The organism is Paenibacillus naphthalenovorans (genome assembly GCF_001465255.1).
Lineage (GTDB): Bacteria > Bacillota > Bacilli > Paenibacillales > NBRC-103111 > Paenibacillus_G > Paenibacillus_G naphthalenovorans.
Genome location: NZ_CP013652.1, coordinates 668,566 through 691,103, shown reverse-complemented (window position 1 = coordinate 691,103; position 22,538 = coordinate 668,566). Strand labels below are relative to the sequence as shown.

Here is a 22,538-nt window from a genome sequence, read left to right as displayed (position 1 = left end):
GTTTCTTGTCCATCTTCAAAACATCCCCAATTCAAATGGGCTATCATTGTCGAGATCAAGGCCAAATTCCTTATTATAAGCACTTTCCTTCAACGCGAATATTTTCCCGTCGATCAGGCTTACCAGCCCCCCGTTCTGCGCCAATTGCGCCCATTCGTAATGAAACAGATGAATCGTATACTGCTGAGCTTTGCGCAATAATCGTGATAAATCCTCAATCGACTCATTGCCATTCAGCCTTGCAATCATGTCTTTGCCTTCATCGTCGTAAGGGACAATAACAGAGGTTGTATGGTTATCAATTACATAAAAGTGTTCTGCTGCCGTTCGATAACTATTGACAATAAATAATGGCAAGCTTTCTTTCTTGTGATGCGTATAGGCTTGGTTATACGAATTGTGTGTCCTGTTAGACGCCAATAACTCGGTCATGTCCTTCTCTAATTTGGGGATAAAATAGTTCAAACTCGAACGGAATTCCGTATAAAATTCCTTAAAATACCTGTCCATAGCCTGAGCAGATAAAACATGGCCGCCATGGTGGTTCCGGTCATGCTTGAGATCGACGAGAATCCTCCTGGACAGTTTTTTCCCAACCTTTATTTCCGGCAAATAATCCAATTTCTCTTCCTCATGATCAATAACATACACTTGCTGGATCTCCCGCTCCCCATGACGGTTGCATCTTCCGGCAGCTTGTGCTATTGAATCGAGACCCGCCAAAGAACGAATCACACAATCAAAGCTTACATCTACCCCTGCTTCAATCAGTTGTGTGCTGATGCATATGACTTTCTCATGCTTCTCAAGATGTTCCCGCACTTGTTCCAATATGTGATTTCGGTGCGCGGCGCACATCGATGTGCTTAAGTAATAAATGGGGACATGACTCCCCGCCATTTGACGGTATAACCTCTTCACAACCGTCTTCGTATTCAAAATAACAAGCACACTTTGAACTTCGTCCATTTTTTCCGCAATAAAATCGGCAAGCTTATTATTGTTAAACGTTTCATCCGTTGCTTTATCAATAATCTCCACCCGTTTGAAAGCCTCGATCACGCGATCCAGGTTTTCAATCATTTCAGCGTCTGCGTTCAATGCCAGCTTATGCTCCACAAAATCCAATGCAGGCTGGGTTGCAGTGCAAAGAATGAGACTGGAATGGCCATAAGTTTTCAAAAAATTCAGTGCTTGATTAAATAACGATACACATGAAACGGGAACCTTTTGCACCTCGTCAAAAATAATCACCGACTCGCTTAAATTATGAAGCCTCCGGATATTTCTGCTGCCTTTGGCATAGAACACATTCAAAAACTGCACCATCGTTGTAAAAATAATCGGCGAATCCCAGTTATCCTTTGCCAGCTTCAGCTTTTGCCGCGTATTGATCAGGCCGTCCTCGTTCTCGTCGTCCTCATTCCCGTCCTCGATGATGACGTTTGAATGATGCTCTAAAATATGTCCGCCATCCATCAGGATTTTGCGAATTTCTTCGGCATTTTGCTCAATAATCGTTGTATATGGAACTACATATATGATGTGCTTCTTGCCGTGCAGACTGGCATGCTTGAGTGCATATCTTAAACTGGCCAATGTCTTGCCGCCTCCGGTTGGAATCGATAAGGTATAGATCCCCGACGGCTTCCCGGCAAACTGGTCGCACTGTTCCGACATTTTCCTTCTAAGGATATTCATTTGTGTTTTTGCGGCGTCTTGAATTTGGTACGAGTGAATCTTTGCCATCAGTTTCTCATAATAGCCATCGAACAGCTCCTTGCGGTTCTGTTCCGGTTCGTGGGTCTTATTTTCTTCAAATAATCTGGTGTTCGTTCGATCGGCATCAATTAATGCGCTAAAAATAAACTTGGTCAGGAACATCAGCTTGCTTTCATCATTCCCCGCAAAGGGTTTCATCAGATAAGCCTCTAATTCTACTAATGCTTTTGAAACATACTGGTGAAATTCCGCCTCGCTGATCACATGGTCAAAAAAACACTGTACAGACCGATCAAACTCATTTAATTGTTTTTCCTGCACGCGCTTCAAGTAAGGCGACTCCAAATCCTTATTGAGAAAATCGTGAAGATAGGAATGGTGAGACAGAATAGCGTTACCTACAACTTCAGCCAAAATCCACTGAAGCCTGGAAGGGTTCCCCGTATGAAACAGCTGGTATAATAACTTTCCGCCCGCTGTCGAATGGTCTACACTGCCTCTTTTCGGCGGAGAATCCGGATTTCTCACCGCCTCTAGTATGTACTCTCTAAATTCATGGGTAAATTTGCCCATATCATGAAGCATGCCCGCAAGACCTGCTATATGCTTGACGCCAATCTTCTCCCCGTATGATTCCGCCAAATCTTTTACTCCAAGCAAATGCTCCTCAACGCCTTGAATCTGATTGTCACTTTCACGAATATGAGCGACGTAATTCATTTTATCCCTCCCAGTTCTTTACTTTTGCCTTGTCAAACTAAATATACACCATCTTATGTTCAAAAGTTGTCAGGGAACATATATTCTGATTAGATTCGACTCAGCGCGGGATCAGCCAGCATTATAAAGATACCTTGTCACTCAGTCCAAACCAAGGTCCGCGCAGCACAGTAAATTTATTTTTGGATAAGGAATGAAAAAAATAAGGCCGGCCCATAAGTCATGAAAATGACTGAGGGCTAGCCGATTATTGTTTAAGGCTACACGCAGAAATGGTACCCCTCCCGCAAAATCGCCAAGGCATTACAGTAAAACCTCCATTCCCGCGAAAAGAGAAGAAGGCGGATAACTACTTAGCTTTACTTCATTTCGCCTGTGAAGCAGGAAAATTTCTCCTCTTATCCTTCCTCGCTTTGTAATACATTTTTGCCTTTCATCTTTAAAACAACCGGGATGATAAGCCATAAGGCCGCAGCCAGCAAAAAGACGGCCGAAACCGGCTTTTGTACGAAAATGATAAAATCTCCATTCGAAATCGTTAGCGCCCGGCGCAAATTATTTTCGATCATCGGTCCCAGAACAAGGCCAAGAACCAGAGGCGCCAGCGGATAATCATTGCGCGTCCAGTAAATCCCCGCAACGCCGCACAACATCAGCAGCATTAAATCGAAAATACTCGCCTGTACCGCATAAACACCGAATATGGAAATGACCACGATCATGGGCAGCAAAAACTTTTTTGGCGTCTGAATAATTTTGGCAAACACTCTAACCATAGGCATATTCAAAATGAGCAGCATCACGTTTCCGATAAACATACTTGCGATCAAACCCCATACCACTTGGGGATGCTCCTTGAACAAAAGCGGACCCGGTTGAATGTTGTACATGATGAGCGCCCCCATCAAGATGGCCGTTGTACCCGATCCAGGGATACCCATGGTCAGCATCGGGATTAACGCTCCTCCCGAGGCCGCATTGTTGGCCGATTCAGGGGAGGCTACGCCCGCAATCGCTCCTTGTCCGAACTTCTCGGGATGTTTACTGAGCTTCTTTTCCATGATGTAAGCAAAAAAAGAAGCAATCGTTGCTCCGGCGCCCGGCAGTACGCCAATGAAAAATCCCAGGAACGAACCGCGGAGAATCGGTGCCGCACTCTCCTTAAGATCCTGTTTAGTCGGTATCACTCGGTTAATTTTGGAGATCGGACCGTCATCCGTATCTTTTTCCAAAATAGTTTTAAACACTTCACCCAGAGCAAATAAACCGACCGCCACCGTCAAAAATTCAAATCCCTGATAAAGAGAAGGGTTATCAAAAGTAAAGCGGGCCACACCGGAAACCGCATCCATTCCTACGGTTGCCAGCAGCAGTCCGAGAATGGTCATAATCAGCGCTTTGGTAACCGATTTGCCGGCAAGCCCGCTCACCGCACACAGCCCTAAAGCCATAAGCGAAAAATATTCAGCGGGTCCGAAGGTCAGCGCTAAATCCGACAGGGGCCCCGCAAGACAGACCAGAAATAAAAGGGAAACGATGCCTGCGACAAAGGAGCCGATCGCCGCTATAGATAAAGCAGAGCCGGCCCGGCCTTGCTTGGCCATTTGATGACCGTCGAGCGTAGTCACTACCGAGGACGCCTCACCGGGGGTATTCAGCAAAATGGACGTCGTAGAACCGCCGTACATTGCGCCGTAATAGACTCCCGCCAACAAAATAATCGAGCTTGTGGCCGCTTCTGCGGGACTTAAACCCGATGTCATGGAAGCCGTAATCGGAATTAATAAGGCCACGCCGCTAATAGGACCAATGCCCGGCAGAACGCCTACCGCGGTTCCGATCAACACACCGAAAAATGCAAACACAAGATTATGCCACTGCAAAGCCGTAATAAAACCGCTGCCTAAAAACTGAAGAACTTCCACGGTTAAACCCCCTTATTCCCATCCGAGCCAAACAGGAAAGCCTGGTAAAGATCCCTGCAAGATTTCAACGAATACATAATAAATGCCGATCGATAAAAGAGCCGATACGGCAATGGAAATCAGCCACTTCCCTTTTTCCAACGTTTGAAAGCCGATCAACAAAAACAAAAACGTTCCGATGACATATCCGAGGTCTTCCAGGAAATAGGCATAAAGTACAGCCGACACAAACAGAATGCCGAACTTTTTATAATCCAGAGATTTTTTTACTTTTGCAGCATCAGGGTAGCGGAACGTTTCATATAACAAACGCAAGCTTAAAAGAACAAGGATCAAGCCCAGTCCAAACGGGAAAATATTGGGCCCCACCTCGCTTCCATAAGCGCTTGTGGAAATATTTTGGCTTAACAGCATGAACGCCGCGCCTGTAACCAAATAAACGATACTGGAACATCTGTCAAATGATTTATTCAAATTCGCCCTCTCCCCGATTCCGGTTCCACTAAAAAGCAGGCGAAGGACAAGGGCTTCTCCTGCTTTTTACGGATGGATCCCGATTAATTCTTCGACATGCCAAGCACGTCTAAAATCTCTTTAATCAGCTTTTCCTGCTCATCCAGGAACGGTTTGAAATCTGCAGCGCTTTTATATTCGCTTTCCACGCCGTCTTCTGCCAGCAGCTTTTTCCATTCTTCTTTTTCACTGAGCTCTTTGAACACTTTATCCCAGTAAGCGATTTCATCTTTGCCCATTTCCTTAGGGCCTAACACGCCTCTCCAAATGGTAAAGTCTGCGTCTAATCCAAGCTCTCTTAAGGTTGGGACATCTTTAAGCAGGTCGGTATGAATTCTTTCCGGAGAAGTGACGGCCAGTACACGCACATGTCCGGATTTCACGTAAGGAAGAATCAGCGACACCGGCTTAGCGGCAGCGGTCGCATGGTTACCGAGCAGCGCCGTGATCGCTTCTCCTCCGCCGTCGTAAGCGACATATTTGATGGCTTTCGGATCGAGACCGTATTTATATACCGGGAGCATGGCAAACAAGTGATCCATACCGCCCGGCGAAGAGCCGCCGGCAATAATCACTTTGGCAGGATCCGCTTTGATATCCTCCAACAGCGCTTTCAAATCCTTGTACTTCGAATCGGCAGGAACCGTAATCGCACCGTAATCCTTGGTCAATTGAGCTAACGGCGTCGTATCCTTATAGCCGAAGGGACTATTTCCTTCTTTCTTTAAGTTGTTGATGATCACAGGCGGTGAATTGACTAGAAGCTTGTAAGGGTTTTTGGTTTCTTTTGTTGCATACTCGGCCATATAGACCGATCCGCCGCCGCCCGGTTTGTTTTCGACGGTCATCGTCTCGGTGACCAGCTTGGTCTCGGAAAGCCCTTTGACAATCAGTCTCGCTGTTTTGTCCAAACCGCCTCCCGCACCGTTAGGAGCCACGAAAGTGATAGGCTTCACCGGATAATTTGATTTGGCCGCCGTTTTGGTTGCGGTTTCATTTGCATTCGCAGTACCTGCTTCTTTGGCCGTTCCGCATCCCGTTAAGCTGATTAACAATACGGCAGACAGAGCCCCTAACTTCCAATTTGATTTTCTCATCATCTGTACCTCCAAGCTATTCATTTTTAGCCCAACGGAGGAAAGTGCGAAAAGATCCCCTGTATCTCATCGCCTCTTCCTGTTTGTCGGCTCTCTTCTGACTGCATCAGATAGTAAGCTTAGTGTAATTCAGATTTTGAGATAAATTAAATACCGTTTTTCTATTATTATTAATAGATTTCTTTTATGTCTATTTCAATTGGCCGAATTCCATGTTCCTTACAAAATCAACAAACACTTTGATCAGCTGAAGATCCAACGACTCCTTCTTATAAATCATCCACGATTTTCGGTTGATAGGTTCCCCATATTTAGAGGTCAGCTTGATTTTATGCAGATCCTCCTGCTCTCCCAGCACAATCGTAGGCAGAATAGCATAGCCCAGTCCATTCAGAACCATTTCTTTTCCCGTCTCCATTTTATCCACTTCCATAGCAATGCTCGGAGGCTGGGAAAAGCGTTCCTTCCACCAATGATCTACGGTATTTCTTAAGGACTGGTCTGTTTTGTAGTTGATTCGGGGAAGATTGGGAAGATCGCTCAGTTCGATTTTCTTTTTGGAAACGACGCAAATGCTTTCCTCCAGCAATAAATGCTTTTCATCGGGCCAATCATAATCCCCACGAATCATGCCGATATGAACGTTTTGCTTATATACGGAATGAACGAGCTCAGAGCTCCAGTCCGTCACCACCCTTACTTCCACGTCGGGGTACTGCTCCAGAAACTGTTTCAAAATCGATGGAAGCCTGTAGGATGCAATGCTGCTGGAAGCCCCCAAACGCAGAATGCCGGTTACCTTGCTGTCCAGATTCCATAAATATTCTTTGGTTTTGCGCAGCTCAAGAAGCATTTCACGGGCATACTTCACCAGATACTCGCCTTGTGCGGTAAATTGAATGCCTCTTCTTCCCCGATTGACGATCTTGATTCCGAACTCCTTCTCAAGCTGCTGTAATCGATAGGTCAAAGCAGGCTGTGAAATATACAGCTGCTCCGCCGTCTTTGTGATGTTTTGCTCCCGATGCAGCGTTTCCAGGATCATCCAGTCTTTATCTTCCATCATTACAAACCTCCGTTAGAAATCAACCTTTTCTATTATAATATATAGAATTTTAATATTATATTTATTTCTTCTCGTAAGTTACATTTAAAAATACAAAAACTAACTTTCTCCAATAAATCAAGGAGTGACGCGCATGTTCGATTTCGGAAAATTAGTAAAAGTACCGACAACTATCATGCGGGGAGGAACCAGCAAAGGGCTTATATTGCGCAAGGTTGACCTTCCTTCCGATCCGCAATTGCGGGATCACATGATACTCCGGTTGTTCGGCAGCCCGGACAGCAATCAAATCGACGGCCTGGGAGGCGGCACCAGCTTGACCAGCAAGCTGGCATTGGTTGGCCCGCCTTCAAGATCAGGTGCCCATATCGATTATACCTTCGGTCAAGTCAGTCTGGAGAAAAACGTCATCGATTATAAGGTAACCTGCGGTAATCTGATCACCGCCGTAGGACTTTATGCGGCAGAAGAAGGCTATGTGGCATTAACGGAGCCCGTTACCGAGGTCCGCATTTATAACACCAACATCAATAAGATCATCGTAGCTGAAATTCCGGTTGAGAATGGACAAATAAAGTATGAAGGGGATTTTTCCATTGCAGGCGTACCGGGAGTCGCTTCGAAAATCATGCTGAATTTTCTTGATTCCGGGGGAACGTTCACGGGAAAGACTTTGCCAACCGGTTCTCCGGTCGATACAGTTTGGCTTCAGGATGGACGACGATTTGAAATCAGTTTCGTCGACTGCTCCAATCCGGTGGTATTCGTCAGAGCGCACGATGTAGGGGCAAAAGGGACTGAACTTCACCAAGAAATCAACGGCAACAAGGAATTGTTGGATACATTGGAGCAAATTCGGGTACAGGCAGGAATCAAGACAGGTTTAATTCGACCGGATGAAATCGTCCATCCATCGACACATGCCTTGCCCAAGATAGCCATGGTCGCTGCCCCGGCAGATTATATCACTTCATCGAACCAAATGGTTCCGGCTGGAGATACGGATATTCTTTCCCGGTATCTTGCCATGGGTACGCTTCATAAAGCCCATGCGGTAAGCGGCGCCATGGCTTTGGCAGCGGCTTGTCAAATCCCGGGGAGTATTCCTAATCAATTAACGACTTCCAGCGGCTCCGGAGTACGGGTAGGTCATCCCTCCGGAATCCTGTATGTAGAAGCCAAGGTTGAACAACATAAATCCTCCTGGAGCGTAGAACGGGCGGCATGCGGAAGAACCGCGAGAAGATTAATGGACGGATATGCCTATATCCCTTATTCCGTGCTGGCAGCGCATGATAGATGAGTCCACGAGCAATATATTTCTTATTACAGGGCTTCCAGGCCCCGTTATTTCATGCAAAAAAATCAAGGGCTTGAACCCCAGAGGCTCAAACCCTTGATTATTCGTTTCTTTTGATGCGGACGAGAGGACTCGAACCTCCACGGTTGTTACACCACTAGAACCTGAATCTAGCGCGTCTGCCAATTCCGCCACGACCGCAAATTTATTTCTCCGGGAAAGTCTATCAAAGCACTTCTTCCAAGGAGACAAGAAGTATAATACCATCGTTCAAAAGGGAAGTCAAGCATTTGTGTCCCCTTTTTTTCTAAATCTATATGATGCCATTCGTATGTTTACCGAGGCCATTAAAGCCGAAGCTTCTTCCAACCCCCTGTGCCGTCAAGTGAAGTCGTTCTGATCGCAACACCCGGTTTGCTGCTGCTCACCGCGTTACCTATACTGCGCCGTCGGCTAGCCCTCCCTGTATGCGCGGAGCGCCTGCTGTGCCCAAGCTTCAAGCGCTTCCGGCGTCTCCTGCCGGGGAGCTGCGAACAAATGGGCCGCGTGGCCGGGACTCGTGAAATCCCGCATCAGGACCTCTCCCTCGACCCCTTCGCCGCTCTTGCGAATTTTGAGAACATAATGCTCCTCCAAAAAAATATACTCCTCCTGCATCCCCCCGCTTTCCTGCATTGGTTATCACTCCTTGATCTGCGCCGGTTCTTTATAACCTATGGTGCCCCAAGCGCGGTCACCTCATACGTCGGTTGTTGTACCCGTCACCGTCATATCGCTTTCTTCCAGCCGAAAATTCAACTCCTGGAATGCAGCCGCTTTTGCTTTTGCAGCTTAACCGCGTTTACCCAAGCGGCTGCGCAATCCGGAACGAAAGCCGGCCAGCGGGAACGAAGGTACCGCATATCGGGCTTTTTTCGGCCATTATTCTTCCTCTATCGAGAACAAGGAAACCCTGGGTTCGGAAAACGGCTGATAGTGATAGCGCCGGTCCAGCTTGACCAACCGGCGGTTCGGTTTACGAATCATCACCGTGTTGTCGTCCCATGCGACTACAATGCCTTTGACATCGTTTGCGCTGTCCGCATCACGGACAACTCTCAACAGGGTACTCTCTAATCTATAAATATCCAGCTGTTCATCCGAAATCACGGATAACCCTCCTTTGGTTTAAGATTACCCCATCCAGGGGCTGCCATAAACCTGCTCAATCAGACTACGCGGGAGACACCGGCTTCAGGCCGGCAGTCGCTCTTCTTCCCACAATCGTGCGATGATAAATCGCGACAATGACAATGGCCGGCCCATCTTCCGCCATACTGCGCGGCGCGATGTCCAACGCTTGGCGGTGGGTCCGCAAGTTCGGCGTCTCCCTTTGGAGCAGTCGGAATGTTGTCTTGATTGTACCGCGCACTGCCCGCACCTGACAACCTTCGGGAGGGGTATGGCGCGAATTTCCATTTTCGTCGATTCCGAACTGACAAGTCCGATTCGCGGTCGCGCTTGGCGATTCCGATTTTAGCTCCCTTCAGACACGCCGGCGGGACAAGCGATCATTGCCAACGCGGAGGAGGTTCTCGGTCACATCGAAGACCTGAAGCGCTTGTCGCAAGGCAGCCATTCGACGCTTCACCAAGAGCTCAGAGTGGCGGCGCTGTCCGGATTCATGCCCATCCTTGTGAAAACCATCGTTGAATTAAAAAAGGTGGCGCCGAACATCCAAACGAGTATCATCGAGATGGCTTCGCAGGATGTCGTCAACGAAATTCAAAACGATCGTCTGGATATCGGGTTAATCGTTTATTCCGGACGCGTGATGAACGCGGCCAAGGGACTTCTGTTTGAGCCTATGCTTCCGGGGGAATTCGTATTGGTGACCGGCAGGACGTCTCCGCTTGCGTCATTACGGAGCATCAAGCCGGATGTCCTGCTGCAGCATCCCATGGTTCTTTATCACGATAATTACCTGTTGCAGTTCAAGGATCGCCTGATGGCCGAATACGGCCGAATAAATTTGCTGTTCGTTTCCAATAATTTGGATGCGCTCGATCAGGCCATGATCGAGGAGCATGCGGTTGCGATCGGACTCGATTTTTCCCTTGGGCAGGACCCGCTGGTTGATAACGGCGATCTTGTCGTGCTAGAGTTGGATATGAACAAGCCTTCGCTTCAAATTGGCTGGGTATATCCTCAGAAGATCAGCCGCAATGAGACGATAACGGTTCATGGCATTGGTGAACCATAAATTGAACCCTGAAGCAAGGCCGTACTTGATGAATAGCTGAGCGACGTTCCATACTTTTGCATAATGCGGCAGCGAGGTGTCGGGAAATGAATGAGAATTTAAAAAAGCTGGCGGCCGAAAAAGCGGTGGAAACGCTGGAAAGCGGCATGATCGTCGGACTGGGCACCGGATCGACCGCTTATTGGGCGATCAAACGCATCGCGGAGCGCGTGTGGGAGGGGCTTGACATCAAGGGGGTCCCAAGCTCCGAACGTTCCGAACAATTTGCAGCGGAGTGGGAAATCCCGCTGATCGGCATCGAGGAGATCGACCGGATCGATGTGACGATCGACGGGGCGGACGAAATCGATCCTTTTCTTCGCTTGATCAAAGGCGGGGGCGGCGCGCTTCTGCGGGAAAAGGTGCTGGCGGCAAACAGCGACAAGCTTCTGATCATAGCCGACGAATCGAAGCGGGTGGAGACGCTGGGGCGGTTCCCGCTGCCGGTGGAGATCGTTCCGTTTGCGGTACGGCTGACGCTGAACCGCCTGCGGGAACTGGGCTGCACGCCCACCGTCCGTCTTGACGGCGACCGGCCTTACTGGACAGACAACGGGAACTTCATTGCCGACTGCCAGTTCGGTTCCATCGCGGACCCGGAATGGCTGGCCGTGCAGCTCAATCAAATTCCGGGCGTCGTGGAGAACGGCCTGTTCGTGCGGATGGCCTCGGCGGCCTATATCGGCCGCAGCGACGGCACGGTCGAAATCATAAAATGAACGCCATTCAACGACAGGCATCCCCGTGATTCAAAAAAAAAACCTGTGCCGCCGTTTATGCTTCGGCGGACAGGTTCTTATGGAAGACTGCATTATCAGCAATCGATCATTTATTTAACTAACTGACATGTTCTCTTGAATCATTCGTTTCGAACCAGTAGTCGAGTACTCTGCTGGACATAACCCGCTTGTTGATGTAATCGACCTGCTGCTGCGAAAATTGCTCCTCCCATGAAATCTGGAGCTCGTTGCAAAGCTTTACGATCGTCAACAGCTCAGACCAAGCCACATACCGTTTGTACCAAAAAAATTGAGGATGCTCAATCATATAGGGATACAGATCGTCAAAATCCGTATGTTTACAATCAAGGGCACGTTCAAAGTGTAATTTCGCCTCATTTAATTTGGTTACGAAAAAATCGGACGGAACTTCTTTCCCCATGCAAGTAGCACCTCCCCATGTTAGTCAGTTGCAGATGAACTGGCTTTAAGCATTGCTCATTTAATTCGCTTACTCATCATTATATAGTAAAATGCGCTTGGATGGAAGGCTTTCTGTCGCACGAAAATAAGTTCCGATACGGTTACTCGAATTGAATCTGCCCGTTGGCCAACGATGAGATTTTCACCAAAGACTCTACACGAACGCCGGATTCGCGGATCGTCCGGCCGCCGGCCTGGAATGATTTTTCAACCGCGATTCCCACACCGAGCAATGTGGCTCCAGAGCGTCGGATAATGCGAATAAGTCCTCGTGCGGCATCCCCGTTTGCAATAAAATCGTCTATAAGCACAACCCGGTCCGTTTCATTCAAAAATTCTTTAGATACCATGATATCCGTCACCATCCCTTTGGTAAAAGACGGTACACGTTCGCAGTAGGTTTCCGTATCCGTATTCAGTGTTTTCTTCCTCCGCGCAAATACAAGCGGGACGTTCAACTCTTGTGCGGCCGCAAAAGCGATCGGAATGCCGGACGACTCGATCGTAACAATCTTCGTCACGCCTTCTTCCCGAAACAGCTTGGCGAATTCCTGTCCCATCGCTGTTGTCAGGGCTGGATCGACCGCATGATTCAGAATGGCATCCAGCTTAATGACCTCATCGGATAGAACAACGCCCACTTCCCTTATTTTTTGCTTCAATAATTCCATTCTCCACGCCTCCGTCTCTGAACCTCTATTTGGATAACTTATCATAACGGCAAACTAGGTTTCAAGTATCTTCTTTAAGCGGATTCCATAAATTTATGCAACCTTTTATCTTGTTCCTTCGTCTATAACATTATAAGGAAGAAAGATCGTCTGCCGGAGTAAAAATGAAGCTTTGTAAATGGTAACCCTGTTTTTCATGCCATTTGACCAGATTCGGTGTTTTTTGGTCTTTGTGAAGCCGGCTGTGAAAGAGTATCATGAAGTAGGCTCAATGGTGTAATGTTACACGGAAAGGAAGCTCGTGATGAATAAAAGGCAAAGTTTCATCGGATTCTTGTCCGTTATGATGGTGATAGCGCTCATCGCTGCAGGATGCACAAAGGAGCAAGCCGGACCGGGCGAGACTCCGGATGGAAGCGCACAAGCGGTCGTCTCTGGAACACTGGCACCCGGCGATGAAGCATGGTCACCTCAGACACCTGCAACGGACCCGTCTGCCGACGCTCCGCCGGACTCGGCTTCCCCTGCCGATACGAATGAACAAGTCTCTCTTGCCAGCGCACGTACAGAAGACAATGAAAGGAACGGCAGTGCTCCGAAAACCGGAGGCGGCACCAAGCCCAAAATCAAAATCGAATCGCCTTACACCGAAGCCAACCCGACTCTGCTCGGCTTCACGCTGAAGACCAGTGCGGAGGAAGTGGTGAGCAGGATCGGCAAACCGAGGGAGCAGTTCGTCATGGTAGACGATACCGATCCGATTACCGTATACGACTATACCGATTTCCTGATGGGCTTTAACCAAAAGAACGAACTGCTTTTTATCGATGTCAGAAGCGCGGATATCAATCCCGGACTGGGGGGCCTGAAGCTGGGCGATCCTGTAGCAAACGTGACAAAGGCGCTCGGCAAGCCGGATGTCAACACCACCTATGTACTCTCTTATAAAGCCAATGGCGCCATGCTGAAGCTGGATATCGATCCCAAAACACAAACCGTGAATTCGATCAAATTGTTTGCAGAATAAATAACCCGCCCGGTTCGGTTAAAAACGGGCGGGTTATTTCGTGTTTAACGCGTTTTGTGCGAAAGGAATTGAAATGGTTTTCATCGATGCGCAGATGACCGCAGATGAAAGACTTATTTCGAGCCATACAGCGCCCGCTTGCGGTACCTCCAATAGATATAGGCCCCGACACAGGCGACGGCGACAATAATAAACACAGGCATACACAAATAATGATGCGCCGCCTCCAGGATTCGCGGAGCGTTCATACCAATCACATGTCCGAGCGTCAAGAAGGTAGTCACCCAGATCAATCCGCCGATCCCCGCAAAGAGCAAATAACGCCAAATCCCCACATTGCTGACGCCTGCCCAATAACAGGTAAAATGGCGCACCCCGGGAACGTAATACCCGAAAGCAACTGCCCACATGCCGTATTTTTTGAACCAGTTCTCCGCCACATGCAGCCGTTCAGGCGTAAGCTTGACCCATTTTCCATATTTATATAGAAAAGGCTTTCCGACCTTCCTTCCAAGAATATAGCTTACCACCATACCCGTCATCGCTCCGCAGAAGCTGACCACCAATGTAACGCCGAACGATAGCAGCGGTTCCTCGGCTGCGGTAAGAGAACCGACAGTCGTCATTAAAATTTCATCAGGAACGGGAATACCGACGATTCCCAGTGCCAATAAACCATATAGAGCAAAATAACCGTAGTGATCTATCAATTGCAAGAGATGCTCCACCTTGACACGCTCCAGCGAAAAAGTTGTCGAAACTCAAGCTAGTCTCATTGTACCAGATGTTTGACATTTACCCAAGAACAACTTTCCTGACGGTCTTCCGGGCAATAAAAAGTCATGAGGCTTGACCGAATTTCATACGTTATATAGTAGCCAAGCCGTTAAAGGGGAGGATCGCATAAATGAGAAGATGGGGAAGCATCCTGCAGGTCAGCTTCACCTATGTAGGTACCGTCGTCGGTGCAGGATTTGCCACCGGGCAAGAAATATTGCAGTTTTTTACCCGCTACGGCTGGATGGCCACGCTGACCATCGGGATCGCGAGCGTGCTGTTCGTATGGCTCGGGATCAAGCTGATGCTGCTCGCCAACGTTGCAGGAGCCAAATCATATGAAGATCTGAACAAACTGTTGTTTGGGGAGCGCATCGGCAGCCTGATCAGCCTTTTTACCCTGATTTCTTTGTTCGGTGTATCCACCGTGATGCTGGCAGGCGCCGGTTCCGTCTTTTCCGAGCATCTGAATCTGCCGTACCAGGCAGGATTGGCCGTTACGCTGCTGTTGTCCTATGTGCTCCTGATCAAAGGAATGAACGCCATTATGACCGTCAATTCCATCGTCGTACCGTTAATGATGATATTCAGCTGCATCGTGGTTTGGAACGCTGTGAACTCACCGGGGTCCGCCAACTGGCTGCTGCTCGAAACCGGTTACTCCTTGCAGCGCATTTGGTTTGCCCCTTTTTTGTACGTGGCCTTTAACCTGACGATGGCCCAGGCCGTATTAGTCCCCCTTGGCGCCCAAATCGATGACCGTTCGGTACTGTTCTGGGGCGGATTATGGGGTGGAGTCGGCATCGGCCTGATGCTTATCGCAGGACATTTTGCCCTCTCCGCGCAAATGCCGGGCATTATGAATTACGATATTCCCATGGGCCAGCTGGTCTTGGGCCTTGGCTCGCTGCTGCCCTTGTTGTTTGTGCTCGTCATTTACGGCGAAATCTTCACTACCCTGCTGGCCGATGTGTACGGCTTATCCCTTCAGCTCGAACAACGGACACGCTTATCTTACAAGACCATCGTCCCCGTTGTTCTCCTGCTCAGCTATGGCATCAGTCAGATCGGCTTTAAAGCGCTGATCTCATCGCTTTATCCTTTACTCGGCATGCTCAGCATGGCCTGGATGGTCATGATGATGTGGCGCAGGACTCCTTCGATCCGTCCGAACTAACGATAAGGTCAGCGCTAAACGGACGATCAGCATCAGCATACCGGACAGGGTAAAAACGAATCCGCACAGCAAGTACCCGAAATGGTAAGGGGGATATTGATCCGCATCCCGCAATACGGCGACCAGATCCGTGAATAAGAACATGCTGCCGACCATAAACAAAACGAGCAGCGCATAATCGAAATAAGTCCATTTCAGCAAATGCGGGGCACTTTTTTGAAGCCAGCCGGAAGGGTTTCCCGGAGGTCCGTTCTCCTCCCCGTCCGGCTCCCCCTTACGAGCTTGAGCCCCGGCAAAGACCGACCAGGCCAGAAGCACGGCCGAGCCCGTCACGGCAAGTCCCAACGCACCGCCGAACAGAGCTAACAGCGTCATCATGGTTGCAGCACCTCACAAGCGATTATTGGATACTAAAAGGTATATCGGCTCAATTCATAGGCCATCCACACAAAAAGAGCAAACAACACAGCGGGAAGAATCGCTATGGACGCTTTTAAGATGCCTGCGGGTACGGGCGCTTCACGCCAAAGCAGACCCCATCGGCGCCAAGCGGATTCCGGCAGGGACAACGTTCCCGCCTCGTCCGATGAGAGGGCGGCGGCCTGTCCTGTCCCCGTGATGGTTTTTCGCTTTCGGCCGTCACGATACGTCATCTCGCGGGAGACACGCTGCTTGTTAGGCGATTCAGATGGTTCCGAATTCATGAACGGTCTCTCCCCTCGTCTTCACATTATTCTTGTACTACCCCTATAGTATTCGATATACTCAAAAAAAAGCAATGTTTCGATGCCAATCAGGAGGTAGTTCAATGCGTAAAGTAGCTGCCGTCACAGGCGGAGCGCAAGGGATCGGTAAAGCGGTTGCCCTTGAATTCATCAAAGCGGGCTATGAGGTGTCCGTGTTGGATACGGACCAGGAAGCAGGAGACGAGCTAGTCGCGGAAATCCGCGAGCTGGGCGGCAAAATCCTGTTCTTTCCCGCCGATGTGTCCAGGGAAACGGATATTGAACAATGGTTCAAGGCTATGCTCGAAGAGCTTGGCCGGGTCGATGTGCTCGTCAACAATGCCGGGATCGGCATTCACGGGTCCATGCTGGACCTGCCGCTGGCGTCATTCGATCGGGTCATCGGCGTCAATTTGCGCGGAGCGTTCGCATGCTCGCAGCATGCCGCCAGAGCTATGAAACGCCAGGGTTCCGGTGTTATTATTCATATGGCTTCTACCCGAGGACTGATGTCGGAAGCCGATACGGAAAGCTATGCTGCCTCCAAAGGCGGCTTGCTGGCGCTCACCCATGCCATGGCCGTCAGTCTGGGCCCTTACGGGATCCGTGTGAACGCCATCAGTCCCGGCTGGATCGAGGTTGGTGATTGGCAGAAGGCATCCAAACGCCGGAATCCGGTCCATACCGAGCGTGACCGGCTGCAGCACCCGGTGGGACGCGTCGGAACGCCTGAAGACATCGCCGCAGCCTGTCTGTATTTGGCCGATGACCGGGCCGGCTTTATTACCGGGCAGAACCTCGTGATCGACGGGGGCATGACGGTCAAAATGATTTACGAAGAATAAGCACCTTATCCGTCTGACAATGAGGAGATTAGCATCATGTGGTTCGTATTTGCGGCTGCCTCATCGATCTGCTTCGGATTGAGGGGCATCCTGTATCAATGGACGTCGCAGCGGCCGATCCATCGTGATCCGCTTCTGTTCGGCGTTTTTCTGATGGGCGCGCTGGTCGCGCTGTCCGCCAGCCTGGTGACCGGACAAGCCTGGACCAGGCCTGTATGGATTGGAGTGCTCATGGGGCTGTTTTCATTTGCCTCCAACGCGTCGATGTATAAAGGCTTCGCCGTCGGAAAAACATCGCTTGTGGCGATGTTTACCGGCCTTCCGCCCGTAGTGGTCGTAGTGCTCGCTTATTTATTCTGGGGCGAAAAGCTGAACGGCTGGCAGCTGGTTTCGTTTCTGGTTATCATCGCCGGGATTATCCTGATCCGTTATTCCAGCGATCTGTCTCTGAACAATCTGCAAGGCGCCCAGTGGGGAGCGCTCGCCATGCTGTTCTTCGCCTTGAACGATCTCACCGGAAAGCAATCCGCCCTGCTTGAAGCGGCGGCAATGCCGACGCTCACACTCATGTTTACGACCGGTGCGATTTTGTTCGGGGTCGTATGGCTGCTGAATATGAGGCGACAGGCGGCCGCAGGACTTGACCGTGCCGTGAAGGAAATCGCGGCGGCCGCGGAGGAGGCGGGAAGTCCTCCTGCCGCCGCCGCGGATTCGACAAAGCTGTGGTCACCCGGCAGAACGGTGCTGTGGGGGATGGTGGTCGGCAGCACGAACGCCATCGGCATGATGCTGCTCATGCAGGCGTTCAAGCTCGGAGTAACCGGACTTGTCAGCGCCGTCGTTTCGATGAATGTCGTACTCATCCTGATATATGCCCGTTTCGTGCTCAAAGAAAAATTCAGCCGCCTCGAATTGGGCGGCTTGTTATGCGTATTGATAGGCATGATTCTTTTGAGGCTGTCAGCTTAAAAGCATCATGCCGGCGTTCCATGGGAGAAAGCTGACGCCAACCGGCAGCTGAAACGATTATGGCGTAAGACGACTGACGGATGCCGCCGGAAAACGGGATGCATAAGCGTCCAGCACGTGCCTGTGGCAGGTGAACAGCAGCAGCTGATGCCGTTCCGCAACGGACCGCAGCAGGTCCAGCCCGTATCCCAGCCGCTCATCGTCAAAATTGACGAACAAGTCATCGATGACAAGCGGCAGTTGGATACCGGATGCGGCATATTCGTCCGCAAGCGCGAAGCGGATGCACAAATACATTTGCTCCGCCGTTCCCCGGCTCAAATGAACCGTATCCAGCTGCTCCCCGTTTTCTTTTTCCGCGAGCACTTTCTGCTCGCCCAGCGGGGCGAGCATCCGGACGTAGCGTCCGGCGGTCACACGCTCAAAGTAAACCGAAGCTCTCTGCATGACGGAGGGCTGTTTCTCGTGCTCGTACATCTTCTTTGTCCTTACGAAAAGCGAGCTGCACATCGCATGGACGGCCCAGCGCCTGATCAAGCGCTGCAGCTCGGCCCGACGCTCCTCCACCGTCTGCAGCTTGTCCACATGGTCCCCGCCGGATATCAGCCGATCAAGCTCATAACGCCGGCGGGTCTTCTCCTCCCGGACATGTTCCAGCAATCCGCGGCTTGACTCCAGGTTTTCCTGCAAAGCCTGAAGCGTTTCTTCCAAATCTGCGGCCTGCCGCCGCTCCAATTCTTCATTCAACCGTTCCAGCTGTTCATCGCCGGCCAGGGTTCTGAGCGCAAGCTCCTCCTGCCTCAGCTCGGCGAGCAGTTCCAGCCGCCGCCGGTACTCCACATAGCGCCTGCGCAGCGCTTCTTCCCCTTCCGCCTCCGCCGCCTGGAGCAGCTCCAGACGGCGGGCTTCGCACCGTTCCAGCTGCTGCTGCAAAAGCGCGGCCTGCTGCTGCAGTTCAGCAAGCTGCCGGCGGCCGTGCTCCAGCTGCTGCAGCCGAGCAAGCTCTCGGTCGCGGGCGGCCTGCCACGCCCTCAGCGCGGGCCCCGGGTCGCGCCCGGCCGCGTCGCCGAGCAGCGCCGCCGTCTCCGCCGCGAAGCCGGCGATCGTGCGCCGCATCGCCTCGCAGCGCGCCGCCTGCCGGCGCAGCCGCTGCAGCTGCTCGAGCGCCTGCTCCGCCAGCTGCAGCAGCTCCAGCGCCGCCTCGGCGCTCGCGCTCTCGGGCAGCGCGTGCGCCTGCAGCCAGGCTTGCCAGCGCTGGCGCAGCGGCTCGCCCGCCCGGGCGTGGCGCTCGCGCTGCGCGCGCAGCGCCAGCAGCCGCTCGCCGGCGGCCGCGCGCGCCGCAAGCTGCGCCTGCCGCGTGCGGAGCTGCTGGTCGAGGGCATCGAGCCACGGCTCGATGCCCTCCGGCTGCAGCGGCAGCGCGGCAGGCGCCGGGTCCGGGGCGCCGAGCCAGTCGGCAGGCTCGGCTGCGGCGGCCGTCTCCGCGGTGGCTCCCGCATCCGCGAGACGCCGCAGCCGGCGCAGCTCCGCAGCCAGCGCCGCCTCCAGCGCGGCCGCCTGCGCCGGAGCATCCGCGGCCAACCCGCCTGCGTAGGGGCGGCGCTGCCGTGACGCGCCCTTCGACGCCGATCGGCGCGTGACGGTCCAAACCAGGCTAACGCCAAGCAAAATGACAAGAGTAACGCCTGCGGCCACAAACTCCTGCATGATCGCCAGCGCGCCCGGAATCAACAGCGTAAGGGTATAGACTCCGTATAAAGGGGCGCCGGAACCGCCCCCTGAGGAGCCTGAGCGGTGATACTGCTCCCAATCCTTCTCCCGCTGCTGGGCAAATTGGATTTCCTTCAGCGCATCCTTCCAGTCGGACAGCAGGCGGCGGGCCGATTTGATCCGCTCCAGCCCTTCGCGGACGGCTTCTTCATCAGCAGCGTAGAACGGCTCGTCCTCCGACAGCCGTCCATCCGAATCGCCGAGCTCCTGCCGGATCCGCTCCAGTTCCGCCGTCAGCAGCGCATCCTCCTGCCGCCAGACACGCCACTCCTCCCTGAAGGCGGACGCTTGCTCCCGCAGCATGACGGGCGACGGGAGCCCTTCCACATGCTCCGCCGTCCACTGCGGGTCAATCCTCCGCAGCAGCCGCTCCAGCTCAGAGGCAAGCTGCTCTTCCTCCGCCTCCGCTTCGGCAAGAAGCCGCTTCGCCTCCTCATAGGCCGGGCGGCGCTCGAGCAGGTCTTCAAGCTCGGTTTGCCGGTCCAGGACGTTCCGGTCCGAACCCTCCATTGAAAGCAAATCCTCTATCCCCCGGCGCAGCTCGGACTGCGCCAGCTCCAGACGGTCCTTTTCCGCAGCAAGCCGCTCCCGTTCGGTTAAGATTGCGTCAAGCCGACTGGCCGCGTCTTCAGGAAACCGCTCCAGTCCGTCCGGAAGCGCGCCGAGTTCCTGCTTCAGTTCCTTGGCGCGAACCCAGTGCGGTCTCGCCCGAAGGCAGCGCTCCAACCAGTCCGCCTGCATGGCGAGCTCCGTCTGCAGCGCTTCCAGCCTTTCCTGCTCGGCGGCCAGCTGCCCCGCTTCCGCTTCCATGGCATTATACCGCTCCGCCTGAGCCCGGCTTTCGGCCAGCTCCGCTTCTGCCGCATCCAGATCCTGCAGCGCGCGGTTGATCAGCGGCGTCCGGCCGCGCGGCCGAAACAGCTGCTCAAGCTCCTGAGCGAGCTTCTTCTCCGCTGCGCGAAGCTCCGTTCCGCTTGCGCCAAGCCCCGCGCTGTACAAAAAGCCGCTGATCTCATCGCTTTGCAGCGTCCCCAGCTCCTGCAGCTCCGTCAGGCCGAAAGCGAACAAGCTGCGAAACAGTTCGGGCGTAATGCCGCCAAGCAGCGCCGACAGCTCCGGTTCCCCGCCTGTCGTCCCGTCCGGAAACGTCACGCGGACCCGGCCAGCTGCCGGCGTTCTTCCGCGGCCGCCCTGAGGGCTGGACCAACGCTCCACGCGAATGCGTCTGCCCTGCTCGTCCGAAAGCGTAATCGCACCGCCTTGGCCGCCTCCCTGCCGCGGGCTGTAGCGGTCCGCCGCTCCTCTCGTCCCAAAGCCGAACAGCACCGCACGGATGAAATTCAAGATCGTGCTTTTACCAGCTTCATTCGGCCCGTACACAAGAGATATGGGGCCTTCAAAAGATAAACTCAGGTCCCGGATCCCTCCGAACGCTCCGATATCCAGCCGCTCGATTCTCATCCGCTCCACCTCGTTTCCGTCCCTGCCAGCATGTCGATGGCAAGCTCCTCCGCCTCACGCAGCCATTGCCCAAACTCCTCCTCGCCCAATTCCGCCAGCAGCGCCGCAAGACGGGGCTGCGCAGAAAGCGGCGAGAGCGCTTCGGCCGCAAACGCAGCCAACCGGGCAGGGTCCGCGCCTGCCGCTTCCGCAAGCCGCAGCAGATCCCCGAGAAATCCCGGGCGGCCTTCCAGTTCTCCGCGGTCTATCGGCGCGCCGGTCCGGTCTTCTACCGACTCCACCCAGACGGTATGCTTGGCCAGGCTTTCCTTCAGGGCCGATCCAAGTTCGGCCAGCACCCCGCCGCGTTTGAGCACGGTATGCATCGGACCCCGGCCTGTCAGCGTCACCCTCAAGATCACGGCCCGTCCTTCGCCTGCCTCGGCGGCTGCCCAAACGGCTTCCTCCAACGCTTCCATCAGCTGCTGTTCCGTTTCCAGGCCGTCTATAGCCGCTTCCGCTTCCTGCCATCTCACATCATCCAGCGCGTGAAACGTAAGCTCCGTCTCTCCTGAAGCCGAGACATCGACGAGATAACATCCCCTGGGCCCGGTCTCGCGAATATGCCGGCCCTGCACGTTGCCCGGATAAACAACCCACGGCTTCTCGTGCAGGATGCGCCGCGTATGTATATGCCCGAGCGCCCAGTAATCGACGCCGCGGGCAAGCAAATCGCCCAGACGGCACGGAGCATAGTTGTCGTGCTTTGCGTCGCCGTCCACGTTGGTGTGAAGCATTCCGATATGATACAAACCGTCACCCCAACCGCGAAACCCCGGCGTCAAATTGTCCGTCACCGAAGATTTTCCGAAGGAAATGCCCGAGACCCTTGCCAAAGCCTCCCCGTCCGCAGCCCGGACGATTTCGCTTTCCACCCCGCCTGCGCCGAACACTTTGACTTCATCGGGCCATGTGAGCTTCGCGCTGTATCCGTCATGCAGAGGATCGTGGTTTCCATGGATGACAAAGGCGGGTATCCGATGACCCGCCAGCGTCTCCAAAGCTTGCCGGAACCGCAGCTGAGCGCGCAGCGAACGGTCTTTGGCATCATATATATCGCCGCTGAACACGACGAAATCAGCCCTCTGGCTGACCGCCAGATCCGTGAGCCGCAAAAGCGCGGTGAAGCTCGCCTCCTTCACCCGCTCCCGCCATGCTTCGGGAAGTCCGGCCAAACCGCGAAACGGACTGTCCAAGTGCAGATCCGCCGCGTGAATAAAACGAAAAGACCTCATGCTTCTCACGACCTTT

22 protein-coding genes and 1 tRNA gene are annotated in these 22,538 nt (G+C 52.6%); 7 read left to right on the top strand and 16 right to left on the bottom strand.

Annotated elements, in window-relative coordinates:
* Window positions 1–15 precede the first annotated feature (15 nt).
* From IJ22_RS03360 to IJ22_RS03340, 5 genes are all read right to left on the bottom strand, one after another.
* Complete coding sequence (locus IJ22_RS03360) at window positions 16–2,442, bottom strand: CRISPR-associated helicase/endonuclease Cas3 (protein WP_062407228.1); 2,427 nt, start codon at window positions 2,440–2,442, stop codon at window positions 16–18.
* 398 nt (window positions 2,443–2,840) lie between these two features.
* Window positions 2,841–4,367, bottom strand: a complete 1,527-nt coding sequence (locus tag IJ22_RS03355) for a tripartite tricarboxylate transporter permease (RefSeq protein ID WP_062407226.1) — start codon at window positions 4,365–4,367, stop codon at window positions 2,841–2,843.
* Window positions 4,368–4,379: 12 nt separating this feature from the next.
* On the bottom strand, window positions 4,380–4,841 hold the full coding sequence (locus IJ22_RS03350) for a tripartite tricarboxylate transporter TctB family protein (protein WP_054820097.1): 462 nt from the start codon (window positions 4,839–4,841) through the stop codon (window positions 4,380–4,382).
* A gap of 83 nt (window positions 4,842–4,924) precedes the next feature.
* Entirely contained in the window at window positions 4,925–5,977 is a 1,053-nt protein-coding gene (locus tag IJ22_RS03345; protein ID WP_062407224.1) for a Bug family tripartite tricarboxylate transporter substrate binding protein, read from the bottom strand.
* 190 nt (window positions 5,978–6,167) lie between these two features.
* Window positions 6,168–7,040, bottom strand: coding sequence for a LysR family transcriptional regulator (locus IJ22_RS03340; protein ID WP_054820096.1), 873 nt, complete (start codon window positions 7,038–7,040; stop codon window positions 6,168–6,170).
* A gap of 136 nt (window positions 7,041–7,176) precedes the next feature.
* On the opposite strand from IJ22_RS03340, the gene IJ22_RS03335 reads away from it, so the two are divergent.
* A complete protein-coding gene (locus tag IJ22_RS03335; RefSeq protein ID WP_062407222.1) occupies window positions 7,177–8,346 on the top strand; it encodes a 2-methylaconitate cis-trans isomerase PrpF family protein in 1,170 nt (389 codons plus the stop codon).
* Window positions 8,347–8,460: 114 nt separating this feature from the next.
* Here IJ22_RS03335 and IJ22_RS03330 read toward each other — a convergent pair.
* From IJ22_RS03330 to IJ22_RS26225, 4 genes are all read right to left on the bottom strand, one after another.
* Window positions 8,461–8,544, bottom strand: a tRNA-Leu gene (locus IJ22_RS03330).
* Window positions 8,545–8,796: 252 nt separating this feature from the next.
* Entirely contained in the window at window positions 8,797–9,018 is a 222-nt protein-coding gene (locus tag IJ22_RS03325) for a hypothetical protein (RefSeq protein ID WP_062407220.1), read from the bottom strand.
* Window positions 9,019–9,264: 246 nt separating this feature from the next.
* Window positions 9,265–9,492: a hypothetical protein gene (locus IJ22_RS03320; RefSeq protein ID WP_054820161.1), complete on the bottom strand. Its 228-nt coding sequence runs from the start codon at window positions 9,490–9,492 to the stop codon at window positions 9,265–9,267.
* Window positions 9,493–9,556: 64 nt separating this feature from the next.
* A complete protein-coding gene (locus IJ22_RS26225; protein WP_160327339.1) occupies window positions 9,557–9,700 on the bottom strand; it encodes a hypothetical protein in 144 nt (47 codons plus the stop codon).
* A gap of 243 nt (window positions 9,701–9,943) precedes the next feature.
* On the opposite strand from IJ22_RS26225, the gene IJ22_RS03315 reads away from it, so the two are divergent.
* Together IJ22_RS03315 and rpiA are read left to right on the top strand one after the other, a co-directional pair.
* The gene (locus IJ22_RS03315; protein ID WP_062407218.1) at window positions 9,944–10,585 is read left to right on the top strand and encodes a substrate-binding domain-containing protein; all 642 of its coding nucleotides are present in this window, start codon (window positions 9,944–9,946) and stop codon (window positions 10,583–10,585) included.
* An 86-nt stretch (window positions 10,586–10,671) separates the two neighbouring features.
* Window positions 10,672–11,343, top strand: a complete 672-nt coding sequence (gene rpiA, locus IJ22_RS03310; protein WP_062407216.1) for a ribose-5-phosphate isomerase RpiA — start codon at window positions 10,672–10,674, stop codon at window positions 11,341–11,343.
* A 118-nt stretch (window positions 11,344–11,461) separates the two neighbouring features.
* On the opposite strand, the gene IJ22_RS03305 is transcribed toward rpiA, so the two are convergent.
* Both IJ22_RS03305 and IJ22_RS03300 read right to left on the bottom strand, forming a co-directional pair.
* Complete coding sequence (locus IJ22_RS03305) at window positions 11,462–11,785, bottom strand: hypothetical protein (RefSeq protein WP_062407214.1); 324 nt, start codon at window positions 11,783–11,785, stop codon at window positions 11,462–11,464.
* Window positions 11,786–11,927: 142 nt separating this feature from the next.
* Window positions 11,928–12,497: a xanthine phosphoribosyltransferase gene (locus IJ22_RS03300; RefSeq protein WP_062407212.1), complete on the bottom strand. Its 570-nt coding sequence runs from the start codon at window positions 12,495–12,497 to the stop codon at window positions 11,928–11,930.
* Between the two features lie 304 nt (window positions 12,498–12,801).
* Here IJ22_RS03300 and IJ22_RS03295 point away from each other — a divergent pair, with 304 nt between their 5' ends.
* A complete protein-coding gene (locus tag IJ22_RS03295; RefSeq protein WP_062407209.1) occupies window positions 12,802–13,524 on the top strand; it encodes a DUF4309 domain-containing protein in 723 nt (240 codons plus the stop codon).
* A gap of 113 nt (window positions 13,525–13,637) precedes the next feature.
* Here IJ22_RS03295 and IJ22_RS03290 read toward each other — a convergent pair whose 3' ends face one another.
* Entirely contained in the window at window positions 13,638–14,240 is a 603-nt protein-coding gene (locus IJ22_RS03290) for a DedA family protein (protein WP_235594244.1), read from the bottom strand.
* 191 nt (window positions 14,241–14,431) lie between these two features.
* On the opposite strand from IJ22_RS03290, the gene IJ22_RS03285 reads away from it, so the two are divergent.
* Window positions 14,432–15,478, top strand: a complete 1,047-nt coding sequence (locus IJ22_RS03285) for a YkvI family membrane protein (protein ID WP_062407205.1) — start codon at window positions 14,432–14,434, stop codon at window positions 15,476–15,478.
* On the opposite strand, the gene IJ22_RS03280 is transcribed toward IJ22_RS03285, so the two are convergent.
* Together IJ22_RS03280 and IJ22_RS03275 are read right to left on the bottom strand one after the other, a co-directional pair.
* Window positions 15,404–15,856: a hypothetical protein gene (locus tag IJ22_RS03280; RefSeq protein WP_062407203.1), complete on the bottom strand. Its 453-nt coding sequence runs from the start codon at window positions 15,854–15,856 to the stop codon at window positions 15,404–15,406. The genes IJ22_RS03285 and IJ22_RS03280 overlap by 75 nt on opposite strands.
* Before the next feature lie 32 nt (window positions 15,857–15,888).
* On the bottom strand, window positions 15,889–16,182 hold the full coding sequence (locus IJ22_RS03275; protein ID WP_062407201.1) for a hypothetical protein: 294 nt from the start codon (window positions 16,180–16,182) through the stop codon (window positions 15,889–15,891).
* 104 nt (window positions 16,183–16,286) lie between these two features.
* On the opposite strand from IJ22_RS03275, the gene IJ22_RS03270 reads away from it, so the two are divergent.
* Both IJ22_RS03270 and IJ22_RS03265 read left to right on the top strand, forming a co-directional pair.
* Window positions 16,287–17,048: an SDR family NAD(P)-dependent oxidoreductase gene (locus IJ22_RS03270; protein WP_062407199.1), complete on the top strand. Its 762-nt coding sequence runs from the start codon at window positions 16,287–16,289 to the stop codon at window positions 17,046–17,048.
* A 36-nt stretch (window positions 17,049–17,084) separates the two neighbouring features.
* Window positions 17,085–18,017, top strand: a complete 933-nt coding sequence (locus IJ22_RS03265; protein WP_062407197.1) for an EamA family transporter — start codon at window positions 17,085–17,087, stop codon at window positions 18,015–18,017.
* 57 nt (window positions 18,018–18,074) lie between these two features.
* Here IJ22_RS03265 and IJ22_RS03260 read toward each other — a convergent pair whose 3' ends face one another.
* Together IJ22_RS03260 and IJ22_RS03255 are read right to left on the bottom strand one after the other, a co-directional pair.
* Window positions 18,075–21,248 (bottom strand): ATP-binding protein, encoded by a 3,174-nt coding sequence (locus IJ22_RS03260; protein ID WP_062407195.1) that lies wholly within the window; start codon window positions 21,246–21,248, stop codon window positions 18,075–18,077.
* Window positions 21,245–22,522, bottom strand: a complete 1,278-nt coding sequence (locus IJ22_RS03255; protein WP_062407192.1) for a metallophosphoesterase family protein — start codon at window positions 22,520–22,522, stop codon at window positions 21,245–21,247. Before IJ22_RS03255 ends, IJ22_RS03260 begins: the two co-directional genes overlap by 4 nt.
* Window positions 22,523–22,538 lie beyond the last annotated feature (16 nt).

Coding starts and splice junctions, on each gene's coding strand:
- IJ22_RS03335 (WP_062407222.1), top strand. CDS start 7,177: ATGTTCGATTTCGGAAAATTAGTAAAAGTACCGACAACTATCATGCGG.
- IJ22_RS03305 (WP_062407214.1), bottom strand. CDS start 11,785: ATGGGGAAAGAAGTTCCGTCCGATTTTTTCGTAACCAAATTAAATGAG.
- IJ22_RS03255 (WP_062407192.1), bottom strand. CDS start 22,522: ATGAGGTCTTTTCGTTTTATTCACGCGGCGGATCTGCACTTGGACAGT.
- IJ22_RS03300 (WP_062407212.1), bottom strand. CDS start 12,497: ATGGAATTATTGAAGCAAAAAATAAGGGAAGTGGGCGTTGTTCTATCC.
- IJ22_RS03345 (WP_062407224.1), bottom strand. CDS start 5,977: ATGAGAAAATCAAATTGGAAGTTAGGGGCTCTGTCTGCCGTATTGTTA.
- IJ22_RS03295 (WP_062407209.1), top strand. CDS start 12,802: ATGAATAAAAGGCAAAGTTTCATCGGATTCTTGTCCGTTATGATGGTG.
- IJ22_RS03270 (WP_062407199.1), top strand. CDS start 16,287: ATGCGTAAAGTAGCTGCCGTCACAGGCGGAGCGCAAGGGATCGGTAAA.
- IJ22_RS03260 (WP_062407195.1), bottom strand. CDS start 21,248: ATGAGAATCGAGCGGCTGGATATCGGAGCGTTCGGAGGGATCCGGGAC.
- IJ22_RS03285 (WP_062407205.1), top strand. CDS start 14,432: ATGAGAAGATGGGGAAGCATCCTGCAGGTCAGCTTCACCTATGTAGGT.
- IJ22_RS03265 (WP_062407197.1), top strand. CDS start 17,085: ATGTGGTTCGTATTTGCGGCTGCCTCATCGATCTGCTTCGGATTGAGG.
- IJ22_RS03325 (WP_062407220.1), bottom strand. CDS start 9,018: ATGCAGGAAAGCGGGGGGATGCAGGAGGAGTATATTTTTTTGGAGGAG.
- IJ22_RS03275 (WP_062407201.1), bottom strand. CDS start 16,182: ATGAATTCGGAACCATCTGAATCGCCTAACAAGCAGCGTGTCTCCCGC.
- IJ22_RS03360 (WP_062407228.1), bottom strand. CDS start 2,442: ATGAATTACGTCGCTCATATTCGTGAAAGTGACAATCAGATTCAAGGC.
- rpiA (WP_062407216.1), top strand. CDS start 10,672: ATGAATGAGAATTTAAAAAAGCTGGCGGCCGAAAAAGCGGTGGAAACG.
- IJ22_RS03280 (WP_062407203.1), bottom strand. CDS start 15,856: ATGATGACGCTGTTAGCTCTGTTCGGCGGTGCGTTGGGACTTGCCGTG.
- IJ22_RS03340 (WP_054820096.1), bottom strand. CDS start 7,040: ATGGAAGATAAAGACTGGATGATCCTGGAAACGCTGCATCGGGAGCAA.